Source organism: Stieleria mannarensis (assembly GCF_014154935.1).
Lineage (GTDB): Bacteria > Planctomycetota > Planctomycetia > Pirellulales > Pirellulaceae > Stieleria > Stieleria mannarensis.
Genome location: NZ_JACEHH010000026.1, coordinates 52264 through 63741 on the forward strand (window position 1 = coordinate 52264; position 11478 = coordinate 63741).

The 11478-nt window shown below is 59.0% G+C and carries 11 protein-coding genes; 8 read left to right on the forward strand and 3 right to left on the reverse strand.

What is annotated here, in order from left to right; all coding sequences use genetic code 11:
- Positions 1-7: 7 nt before the first annotated feature.
- The 6 genes from H1B37_RS18170 (at position 8) to H1B37_RS18195 (ending at position 5781) form a co-directional block, all read left to right on the forward strand.
- Entirely contained in the window at positions 8-526 is a 519-nt protein-coding gene (locus H1B37_RS18170; protein ID WP_182868077.1) for an NUDIX hydrolase, read from the forward strand.
- A 5-nt stretch (positions 527-531) separates the two neighbouring features.
- Positions 532-1206: a futalosine hydrolase gene (gene mqnB, locus H1B37_RS18175; RefSeq protein ID WP_182868078.1), complete on the forward strand. Its 675-nt coding sequence runs from the start codon at positions 532-534 to the stop codon at positions 1204-1206.
- Positions 1203-2054, forward strand: coding sequence for a menaquinone biosynthesis family protein (locus H1B37_RS18180; protein ID WP_182868079.1), 852 nt, complete (start codon positions 1203-1205; stop codon positions 2052-2054). Before mqnB ends, H1B37_RS18180 begins: the two co-directional genes overlap by 4 nt.
- Before the next feature lie 98 nt (positions 2055-2152).
- Positions 2153-2644: a low molecular weight protein-tyrosine-phosphatase gene (locus H1B37_RS18185; protein ID WP_182868080.1), complete on the forward strand. Its 492-nt coding sequence runs from the start codon at positions 2153-2155 to the stop codon at positions 2642-2644.
- 343 nt (positions 2645-2987) lie between these two features.
- Positions 2988-4640 (forward strand): BBP7 family outer membrane beta-barrel protein, encoded by a 1653-nt coding sequence (locus tag H1B37_RS18190; protein WP_182868081.1) that lies wholly within the window; start codon positions 2988-2990, stop codon positions 4638-4640.
- Between the two features lie 187 nt (positions 4641-4827).
- Positions 4828-5781 (forward strand): hypothetical protein, encoded by a 954-nt coding sequence (locus H1B37_RS18195; RefSeq protein ID WP_182868082.1) that lies wholly within the window; start codon positions 4828-4830, stop codon positions 5779-5781.
- A gap of 54 nt (positions 5782-5835) precedes the next feature.
- Here H1B37_RS18195 and H1B37_RS18200 read toward each other — a convergent pair whose 3' ends face one another.
- Complete coding sequence (locus tag H1B37_RS18200) at positions 5836-6753, reverse strand: histone deacetylase family protein (RefSeq protein WP_182868083.1); 918 nt, start codon at positions 6751-6753, stop codon at positions 5836-5838.
- Positions 6754-6795: 42 nt separating this feature from the next.
- Here H1B37_RS18200 and H1B37_RS18205 point away from each other — a divergent pair, with 42 nt between their 5' ends.
- A complete protein-coding gene (locus H1B37_RS18205) occupies positions 6796-7386 on the forward strand; it encodes a hypothetical protein (protein WP_182868084.1) in 591 nt (196 codons plus the stop codon).
- Positions 7387-7607: 221 nt separating this feature from the next.
- On the forward strand, positions 7608-8738 hold the full coding sequence (locus H1B37_RS18210; RefSeq protein WP_182868085.1) for a site-2 protease family protein: 1131 nt from the start codon (positions 7608-7610) through the stop codon (positions 8736-8738).
- Between the two features lie 123 nt (positions 8739-8861).
- Here H1B37_RS18210 and H1B37_RS18215 read toward each other — a convergent pair whose 3' ends face one another.
- Both H1B37_RS18215 and H1B37_RS18220 read right to left on the reverse strand, forming a co-directional pair.
- Complete coding sequence (locus tag H1B37_RS18215) at positions 8862-10217, reverse strand: outer membrane protein assembly factor BamB family protein (RefSeq protein WP_353620862.1); 1356 nt, start codon at positions 10215-10217, stop codon at positions 8862-8864.
- A gap of 218 nt (positions 10218-10435) precedes the next feature.
- Positions 10436-11458 (reverse strand): hypothetical protein, encoded by a 1023-nt coding sequence (locus H1B37_RS18220; protein WP_182868087.1) that lies wholly within the window; start codon positions 11456-11458, stop codon positions 10436-10438.
- Positions 11459-11478 lie beyond the last annotated feature (20 nt).

Here is an 11478-nt window from a genome sequence, read left to right on the forward strand (position 1 = left end):
TTTTTTGATGTCGATTCCGATCCAGCAGGCTTACTTGCATTGTCCACGATGTGGTTGCAAACACGACGACCCCGGTCAAGTACCGTTCCGTTGTGATCACTGTCAGTTCGCGGTCTTCTTCGGCCCCGTCGCGGCCGTCGGTGGATTGATCGTGGATCCGGAAAACAAATTGCTGTTGGTGCGGCGGGCACGCAATCCGGGAAAAGGCCAATGGGGGCTGCCGGGAGGGTTTGTCGATTCCGGCGAATCCATCGAAGAAGCACTCGCGCGAGAAGTTTACGAGGAAACGCGACTGCGGTTAAAACAGACCGAGTTGCTGATCACGCACCCCAATCAATACGACTACCAGGGGATCGTGACCCAGGTCATCGATCTGTTTTATGTCTGCCGGGCCCTCGATTCGACCAACGTGGTTCTGGAGGCGACCGAGTTGGACGATTATGCCTGGGTCAATCCGACCGCCGATTACCTGGACAACATGGCGTTTGAATCCAACCGTTTTGCCATCGAACATTGGATGGGCTGAATCCATTGAACGGTCTGATCCTGGTTCCTACCGACGCCGAACGACGATTGATCGAACCGTCGCTGCGAATTGATGCCGATCGATGGTCGATCCAGACGATCGGTTTTGGGGTCATCGCGGCCGGGATCGAAACGACACGGTTGTTGCTCAGCGAACGCCCCGACGAAGTCATTCTGGCGGGGATCGCGGGTTTGTTCGCTGGTCCCGATCCCCCGTCGGTTCCCAGTCAGCCGTCGCTCCGAATCGGTGATGCGATCTGGTTTGACTCGGTTGCGATCGACGGAATCGGCATCGGCCGGGGCGACGGGTTTGTCGATGCGCAACATTTGGGTTGGGATTGGTCGGCGGAGGTCGCGCCGACGGGTGTGATCGAGTTAGCGGCGGCCCCCGACGATCGGCAAGACGATCCTCAGCCGGCGCGGTTGCTGACCGTTTGCGCGGGATCGGCAAACGGCGACGATGCAGAGCATCGCCGGTGCCGTTTTCCCGATGCGGTCGGGGAAGACATGGAGGCGTTCGCGGTCGCCTATGCCTGTCACCGGGCCGGAGTGCCGCTGCGTGTGCTGCGTGGGTTTTCAAACCACGTCGGCGTGCGAGACAAATCGCAATGGAAGATCGCTGCGTCGCTTGCCAGTGTCGCATCACAGTTACAACACTTCATTGATTCGGCAAAGCAATGAGCGAAACAATCCGACTGGGCATCTCGACCTGCCCCAACGACACGTTTGCCTTTCATGCGTTGATGAACCGCCTGGTCGATTGGCGCGGTCTGGAGTTTGACGTCAGGTTGCTGGACATCCAACAGCTGAACGATCAACTGTTTGCGGGCCGCTTTGATGTGGCGAAGTGCAGTTTCCATGCGGCGTTGTTGCTGTCCGATTCGATGGTCGTTTTGCCGAGCGGTTCGGCGCTCGGATTCGGCGTCGGTCCGTTGTTGCTGTCGTCCACCGCCGACGCCCGGACGGGGGCATCGCCGGCGTCGACCGAGCAGGTCACGCTGTGCCCGGGACGGCACACCACGGCAACGTTGCTGTTTCGATTGTTCTATCCCGATTCCACACGGATCGAGCAAGTCGTGTTCTCCGAAATCATGCCGCGACTAGTTCAAAACACGGCCAATTTCGGCGTCTGCATTCACGAGGGCCGATTCACTTGGCAGGATCAAGGGTTGGGATTGGTGGAGGATTTGGGGACACGTTGGGAGAACGAAACACAGTGCCCGCTGCCGCTGGGCGGTCTGGTCGGCGACACCAAATTGCCTCGCGAAGTTCTGCAGAACGTCCAGGCGGTCGTGCGCGACTCGCTGGAGTTCTCGATTGCCGATCCCGCCGGTGCGCTCGAAACGATGCGAAAGTACGCGCAAGAGTTTGACGACGACGTGCTGATGCAACATGTCCGGCTGTACGTGAACGATTGGACGGTCGACTTGGGAGCGATCGGTGCGGCTGCACTGGACCGATTGAATCAGAAAGCGAGGCAGGCCGGGATCATTCCCCGGCAAACGGCGGGGTTGAAGATCCTGAGCTGACGTCTGGTGCATTGAACAGACGGACCTCCATCGAATAGTCTATAGGTGCCCGTGCCACATCCTCTTTGTCTTCAGCCTCCAATCCATCGATCAAGCCAATGTCAAAACGCGTCCTGTTTGTTTGCATGGGCAATATCTGTCGCTCTCCGGCTGCTGAAGCGGTGATGAAGCGTTTCGCCGAGGAATTCGGCCTGGACGTCGAAGTCGATTCGGCCGGCACACACGACTACCACATCGGCAAATCGGCCGACCCGCGGATGTTAAAAGCGGCCGAGGCGCGCGGGTACGAATTGACCAGCCGGGGCCGACAGGTGACCCAGGCAGACCTGGACGACGGTGCCTTCGATCTGGTCCTGGCGATGGACAACGCCAATTACCAAGATTTGACGGCACTGGCCGGCCGACCGACGTCGCACATCCGAGTCTTCAGCGATTATCTGGATGACAACTGGCCCAACGACGTGCCGGACCCGTATTACGGCGAGGAAGAGGGGTTTGATGAGGTGTTGGACATGCTCGAAGAGGGCTGCCCGATCATCTTGGAAACGCTCGCCGGAGAAGAAATCTTTAACGACGGCTTCGAGGCCTGAGAGGGCTCGCGAAACTTCGCCACAGACAGCGCGCGACCCTCACTGCCAGAGTTCGTGGGGTTTTTGGAAATCACCCTCCTGGCAGGAGGGTGAAGTCGTAAACGCCTGTCAAATCAGAGGTTAAAAACCGCACGACCTCCCAGGAAGGGGATTCTCTTAACTTGGTGCCCGGCCCGGTTCCTGCTCCCCCCACCGGAAGGGCGTTGCTAATCGTCAAAGTTTGCCAAGTTTCTTTAATCGGTCGATCCGTCAATGTCGAAGAAAGGGGTACCGGGCGCTGCGTCGGCAGGACCGCGCGTGCACGGCGACTTTCATTTGACCTGATGCAACATCTGGAATCCTCATGATTCAAGACGGACTTCGACGATTCGCATTCGTGACCTGCTTCATCTCCGGTGGCATGTTCGCATGCGGCGCTAGCGCCCTGGGTGGCGATCACACGATCCGCCGCAAACAACCCGATCGAGGCACTTACCAACCGCCGTTGCTCGACACGAGCGAGCTGGAGTCGGTGACGGTCACCGAGGCGGCTCGGTTTGACCAGCGTGAAGGTACGAGCGAGTTGGTCGACGCGCCGCTTGATCCGGTTCATGCACCGCGACAGGGGACTGAATCGGTCGCCAGTGCCGGTTCGTTGCCCGCGCCGGTGGTGTTGTCCGACGATGCCCCCGCGAATGCGCCGGTGCAAACGGTCAGCTACGAGGCGACCCACAACTCCCGTCCACACGTCGCCCCGACGCAGCCAGCGGTCCAAACCTGCTCGTGCGAATCCTGTCGCAGCGGTGGCGGTCACGTTCCGATGCCTCCGGCGATGTCGCCGGTCGTCGATTCGTCGTCGTACTACGACTCCGGACAGGTGTTTGACAGTGGCTGCGATGCGGCACCGGGGTGTGATTCTCAGTACTGTGACGGATCGGGGTGTGATTCCATCGGCTGCGGCCCCTTGGGGCGTTTCGGTCTGACGTCGGACGACTGGTTCGGGTCGGTCGAATTGCTGTTGATGTTCCGGTCGGGCGATCGGTTGCCCGCGCTGGCATCCGACGGAGCGTTGGACGATAACACCACCCAAATCTTTGCCGGACGTGAAACCGTCTTCAAAGACATGACGGCGGGTGGACGTTTGACCGTCGGCGCTTGGTTGGACAACTACATGGACCGCAACATCGTTGCCCGAGGCTGGTTCGCCGGTGAACAGACTTATGGATTCAACGCCAATCAAAACACACATGCGACGCTGGTGCGACCGTTCTTCAACGTCACCGACGGTGTGGATCCGATCGACGACACGCGGATTATTGCCACGCCTGGTGAAGCGAGCGGCGAATTGGCGATTCGCGCAGACAGCAACACGTTCGGTGCTGACGTTTCGATCCGCCAACTGTGGTACAAACGCCAAGGTGCGACCGTCGACCTGTTGTACGGATACCAGTACATGGGGATGGATCAATCGTTGACGATCGCGGATCGTGCGACCGCGTTGTCCGATGGAGTTCGCCCGATCGGATCGGTCTTGGCGACCAACGATGACTTTGACATCGAAAACGATTTCCACGGCGGTCAACTCGGGATCGCCACGCACTACCGCGAAGGTTGTTGGTCGTTCAGTTCGCTGGCAAAGATCGGTTTCGGATCGATTCGTCGACGGGCCGTTCTCTCCGGCAGCACCTTTACCAGCATCGACGGCAACAACGCGACCGACCCCAACGGAATCCTGGTCCGTTCGACCAACGCCGGCACGCACACCGACAACACCTTTGGCTGGGTTCCGGAATTGGACTTCACCCTCGGCTGGCAAAAGTATCCCTGCTTTGACGTCACCTTCGGTTACCACATCATCGCGATGACCGATGCATTGGAGCTGAGCGGGGTGATCGATCCGAACTTGGCCAGCAACCTGGCCGACCCGGCCGTCGGTGCCCAACGCCCCACGTCGAACTTTCGACACGGGACGTTCTATGTCCAAGGCATCCACTTCGGTCTTTCGTACATCTATTGATCCGTTGCGGGGACAATACACGGATTCGAACCGCTGGTGTCTAGCCTTTAGGCGATCTGGGCATTCGCTGCAACGCGAAGATCGGCTAAAGCCTAGACACCAACGCGTGCGGATCATCAGGCGAAACCATTGGGACCGCATGTTTTTCACAGCCTTGCCGAGCCAATGATAAACGAGGGAATCTGAGATGGCGGCCAAGCAGCCAAGTGGGTGTCAGCGATTCATCGACATGTGGGCGTTGCCGGGCGTGCATCCCAGCAACGTCGAATTCCTGCAAAAGCTGAAAACCGCCGACACCAATCACTTCACCACCCACATGGATTGTGTCGGCACGGTCAACACCTTGGATCAAGAAACCGGCGATTGGGAAAAAACGCATCTGGTCGGCGTGCGGACCGATGTTTGGAAACCGGACGAAGAAGAGATGCACAGTTGTCTGCAAGCGATGCAGGACAAACGTCGCAACGAATTGAAACGTTCGATCAAACGCTCCGGGCGTCTCAGTGCCAAACAGCAGCAGCGACTCGAAGACGAACTGGCCGATGATGACATCATGCAGATGCAGAGCGGCGACATCCAAACGCGGCGTTTGGTGCTAAAACTCTTTCGCACCACCGGAGATCGTGTCCGCTGGGTCGGCACGATCGAAGAGTTGACGGCGACGGAAGTTCACAACAGCATCGGGACGGGAAAAACGTTGCTGACGATGGCCGCCATGCTCTCCCGCAGCGAACTGGTCACCTACGTGCAACAAAACCACCGCACGTTCCGCATCCCATCGCTGTTCAGCTTTTGTTATCACGACGGCCAGCAGATGTGGAACCTGTTGTTGCGTCGACATTGGTTTTCGATCGGGGCGGATTTTGAAATCGAAGCCGACGGGCAGGGGATCGGCGAGATCGACGGCAAACTGTTTTCCTTCGGCAGTGACAGCCACTTGGTCTTGGATCCCCATCCGTTGACCAGCCAATCCTCGTTCGTCAATCTGATCACGCTGTTCGCCGCCTCGGTCGGTTACCATCGGGCGATGCGAAAAAGCGTGGACCAACGCGTCGAAGCGGCGCTGAGCGGCGAATCGCACCGCAACCTGTTGCAAAACGAGGAATTGCGGCTGCGTCAAAACGGCCGTGCGGCGGCATGAGCGGCGTGGGAGAGGCTTCCAGCCTGTCAACTCCAGCGTTGACAGGCTGGAAGCCTATCCCGCCATTCGCGAAAACTCGCTGGCGATTTTTAGCGTCCCGGCGTGGATCGCGACGATCTCGTCGATGTCGGCCGCGTAACCGCCGCTCATCGCGATCGCAACCGGGATCGATCGGTCGACGCACCACTGCAGGACGGTCCGGTCGCGCTCGATCAGTCCGGATTTTGACAGGCACATCCGTCCTAAGCGATCGCCGACGTAGGGATCCGCACCGGCCAGATAGATCACCAGGTCGAATTCGCCATCGGTTCGCCAGCGGTCCAGTGTGGCCAGGGCCAGGAACAGTTTTTCCAAGTACGTGTCGTCGTCGGTGCCGTCAGCGAGCGGAATGTCCAGGTCACTGGGGACCTTGCGGAGCGGAAAGTTCTTGGCCCCGTGCATCGACATCGTGATCGCCGAGGGATCACCCGCAAGGATCGACGCGGTGCCGTTGCCTTGATGCACGTCCAAGTCGATCACACAGCCGCGGCGGATTCGGGATTCAGCTTGCAGCGTGCGAATTGCGACGGCCGCGTCGTTAAACACACAGTATCCTTCACCGGCGTCGGAAAATGCGTGGTGTGTGCCGCCGGCCAGATTGGCGGCGATGCCGTCGATCAGTGCACTGCGAGACGCCGCGATCGTTGCCCCGGTGCTCCGCCGCGACCGCTGGACCATTTTGGGCGACCAGGGAAACCCGATGCGACGGATTTCTTGCGGCGACAGTGTGCCGGTTGTCACGCGGTCGATGTAGTCCCGATCGTGGCAGCGAAGCAATTGGTCATCGGTGGCCGCCGGTGGCACCAACAGCACATCGTCACGATGGGCGTCGCTCGTCGCGACGTGACGCCGCAGACGACGGTACTTGTCCATCGGAAACCGGTGTGTCGCCGGCAACGGCAATTCGAAATGGTCGGTATAGTACAGTTGCACGCGAGACGATCCGAACCCCAGAAAGGGCTGATTGAGAACGACATGAATGATCCAGCAAAGAATCCTTACGTGGCAAGCTCGGTAACGCCAGGGGGAAGCTTTCCCCAAGGCCACGGCGCCGCCACGATCGACGCGGCTGCGAAGACCGGAACGATCATCTCGATGGCGCTGATCAGCGGCGTGATGATGATCAGCGGGGTTCTGGCTTACCTGGTGTTCGCCAATCCGCCGGAGGACCAATCGTTGCTGCGGTTTGACGGCGATGCGTTGTTGTTTCTGGCCATCGGCTACGGGATGTTTGTCGCATCGGCCGGAGCCGCGATCGTGCTGCGGGGGATCATGAAGCAACAAGCCGCGGCGCAGCTCAAGGCGTCCGGCGTCGACCTGCCGCAACCGCTGAAAGCCGATTCGCCCCTGCCGCAGCCGGCCCAAGCGTTTCTCGGCAGCGTCGCAACATACACGCTGATCGGTCAGGCGTTGGTGGAAGGCCCCGCGGTTGTCAATGCGGTGTTCATGTTCATCGACAACAACCTGGCCCATCTAATCCCGATCGTTCTGGCGGTGATCGGGATCGCGCTGCAGACCCCCACTGCGGGCAAGATCATGGCGGCACTGGAAGACGCCCGGCGGTAAGGTCCAAGCATGCGTTGGGGCGGTCGATGAGCGGCAGCGGTGGTCAAAATTCGACCACCGCCCAACGGATGGGACTCAGTCAAGGACAGGCGATTTTTACGGCCGACTATTGGCACTGGATCTGCAGCTACAGTTCTCCGAGAAAGTGTCTGAGATCAACGCAGCGACGACGAACCGAGCCGCCGCAGCGACACCCCACCGAAAACCGTTAGGCAAAAAAAATGTTTGGATCAATACGGCTAGGACGTTTGGCCGGGATCGATTTGAAGATGCACTGGACCTTCTTGCTGCTGATCGCCTGGGTGGGCGGTTCGGCGCTTGTTGGCACGGGGACGCTCACCGCCGCCGCCGCGAACATCGCGTTGGTGCTATGCGTGTTTGCCTGTGTCGTGGCCCACGAGTACGGACACGCACTGACGGCGCGACGCTATGGGATTCCCACCGAAGACATCACGCTGTTGCCGATCGGAGGCGTCGCCCGGCTTCAGAGCATCCCAGAAAAACCGCTCCAGGAACTTGCGGTTGCGATTGCCGGGCCGTTGGTCAACGTCGCAATCGCGGTCGTGATCGGTGCCGGGCTACTGCTCTCCTCCCACAACGCCTTTTCGGCAGAGTTCTTCAATCCCGCCGGTGGGATCGGAGCGTTCTTGCGCAGCCTGCTTGTAATCAATATCGCGCTAGTCGTCTTCAACCTAATTCCCGCGTTCCCGATGGACGGTGGGCGGATGCTTCGCGCCGTGCTGGCGCTGAAGATGAATCGGGTGAAGGCTACCGACATCGCGGCCAGCGTCGGGCAATTCTTGGCCTTCGGGATCGGATTTTTGGGGCTATACGGAAACCCGTTCCTGATTCTGATCGCGGTGTTCGTGTATTTCGGCGCGCGCGGAGAGGCCCTGCAAGTGCGTACGTCGGCATTGCTGAGCGACCTGCCGGTACGAGCGGCGATGATCGCGCAGATGCGCACCGCGAATGCCGACGACCGGCTGGCCCAATTGCGTGAAATGTTGTTGGACGGCGCCCAACAAGATTTTCCGGTTCTGGATGATGATGGAAAACCGGTCGGGATCATTTTCCGGTCCCAGATCATTCGTGGATTGAAGGAAGGCTTGGAGGACGCTGCCGTGCAAACGCAGATGACGCCACTCGAAGCCGCGATGACCGAGCCATCGGTGGGACTGCGCGACGCGATGCAGCAGATGCAGTCGTTGGATCTAACCGCGCTGCTGGTATTGAACGGCGACCGTCTGGTCGGCTTGCTGACGCGAGAGAACATCGCCGAGTTGTTGATGTTTCGCGAAAGCGACCCCGACTACGCCCCCACCGGCCGACAGACAACGGAGATTATCGCCTGATCACCGTGCTAAAGCCGTCTTCTTTCGGTGGCGCGGGCGAGGCAACGGGACAAATCGGATCATGGCTGCCGCCTCAGAGCCATTGCCCGGTCCTTTTTCGGCGGCCGGAGCGGTTCACTGGTTTCACTGTGTGGGTTGCTCGCCGATGCAATAGAGGCTGTCGCCAGTTCGAATGAAGAAGTTACCTCGGGAAACTGCAATCGATGCCATCGTCTTACCGTCGAGCCTATTTTGGGCGATCACCTTGTATCGAGTCCCGGATTCCAGCACCGTGGTGAGACCGTCTTCCGAGGTGATGTAGATACGGCCGTCGGCCAGCAACGGCGACGCGGAGTAGTTGCCCTTCAGTCGTTCCAACCAGACGACATCGCCTGTTTTCGCTTCGATGCAGTGCAGGATGTTGTCGCGAGTGACCGTGTAGAGAAACGGCTCGACGTACAGCGGCGATGGTAAAGCGGGGACGCCGCGTTTCTGTTCCCAAGCGATGTGTGATCCGGTCACATCCCCGCGACCGCCGGGACGAATCGCTCGAATCGTCGGTTCCTCGAATCCGGATGAAGTAAAGATCAGACCTTCACCCGTCACGGGCGAGGGAGTCACACCCTCACCCTGGCTGTAGACCGACCAGATTCGCTTTCCCGTTTCGATGTCGTGTGCTTGGACTCGGTCGCCACCAGCACTGATCACGGTCCGCTCATTTTCGATCACGATGGGGGTTACGTGTCCAACCCGAGACAGTCCGCGCTCCCCCCGCCACTTTGTATTGCCGGTCTCCTTGTCCACGGCCAGCAGGACGGCCTGGTCCCACGGCTCCTTCCAACCGACACGCTGATCCACGCGACTGCTGCCGTCAAACGGCATGACGATGAGTCCACCGACAAGAATCGGCGAAGCACCGAGCCCATGCAAGCTGTGGAAGTCCACGTCTTCATTCTTCCAGACCAATCTGCCATCGAAATCGACGGCAACGATCGTTCCATCGTAAAACGCGGCGTACACCCGTGCGCCATCGGACACCGGCGTGGGTGTGGCGTAGGAATTCTGGGCTCGCTTGGGTCCGGGAACTTGACGGTGGGCTTCGGTGTTCCAAAGAATGTCGCCACTCGTACGGTCGATACCGATCACTCGACACGAAGCGCCGTTTTCCGTCGCGGTCGTCACGAAGATGTGGTCACCCGACACAATCGGAGACGACCAGCCTTGACCCGGTAACCTGGTTTTCCAAGCGACGTTGCTTTCTTCGGACCACCGAAGCGGCAGGCCTCGTTCAGCCGATTTTCCCTGACCGTTTGGGCCCCGGAAGCGAGTCCAATCTTCACCGCGCAGCGGGTCGGAAGTAGATGACAAGCCCGCGACGATAATCAACGCACCAAATAGCAAACGCATACGACAGTCTCTATAGCTTTCGGACAGAATGAAAACATGATACCGCAAATCCGAACAGCCAAGCAAAACAGTGTCTTGGCCCTCCAGGAACATCGTCCAGAATTCTGCTCCGTCGGCCACGGACACCCAGGCCCGCACCGTCGGATCGGAAAGTGATCCCGACTGAAGCTTCGGCAGCAGAAAATTCCGGGCACATGCAGCGTCAGATTCGGCGGTCGGCCCGCAAGTTCGCGGCTGAAGAATCGTTTCGCCGCCGGATCCGCGCGACTATGAGCGGCCAGTCTTGGTATCAAATACGACGACCAAATTGCTCAATCGCGTTTGACTTCTGGTAGATCTTGCCCCAGGTCCATTGCCCAACGCTGGTACTCCTTCAGCACCTGTTCTCGGTCGGAGAACGGTTTGACGACCAGCCGTGCGCGATACCCGTATCGCTGTCCAATGATGGGATCGCGGATCACGTACTGCCAATCCCAAGCCGGACTGTGTGTGTCGGGTTCCTCCTGCTGGTTGCGAAAGAAGTTCCACATCGCGAAACGAATCGAATCTGTTTGATCGAACAGCATAAGATACAGCAGTCGGTCCTGGTCCGTTTCTGAGGATCGGTCGGCGTCGATGACACCATAATAGAAGGGGGCGATGAACTTCTTTTGTGGGTTCTCATTCACGTTCAGTGCCTGAGCACCCTGTTCAAACGGCAATGGATCAATTCCGGCACAGGACACGGTGCCCAGTTCAAGTGTGTGGCCGACCGTTTCGCCAAATTCGACCCATCCGGTCCGGTCTCCTTCTGTTCCCCAAAAATGAATCCTTCGATCCAAGGCGCGATCGATGTAGGACGCCCACATCATCGCGACGTAACCTTGCGGGTACAGGTCTCGTCTGGGAGTGCAGCTGAAGTGCAGGTCGATCTGGTTCGGCTGGGTGAGGTCGTAGATCATTTCAGCCTGCAAACCCCACTGCGACCCTTCGCTCGGCCAGTGCAATTTGTACTTGCGATGATCGACACGAGTGAGTTCGCACGGATCCTGGCGCGGCGTGAACATCGAGATGCTATGCTGCTCTTTTGCACCGTTGAAGATGTGTTCGAAGTTTAGACCGACGGCATCATCTCGGAACAGGTTGTGATCGGAAATGCCTCTCAAAACAAGCGGTGAGAACCCGCTGCCTTGCCGATGCCGATTCGATTCATTGTCGTGAATCACGCCCGCGAAGGATGGCGATTCGATCCGCAGGGCGGTTTGTGCGCGGGCGATTGGTGCAGTCGCGAATAGCAGAACGGCAGCTAGTCCAGACAGGAATTGCATCGCCGCTGGAAACGCGAACGTTTTCATCCGAACCTGCCTGAGACATC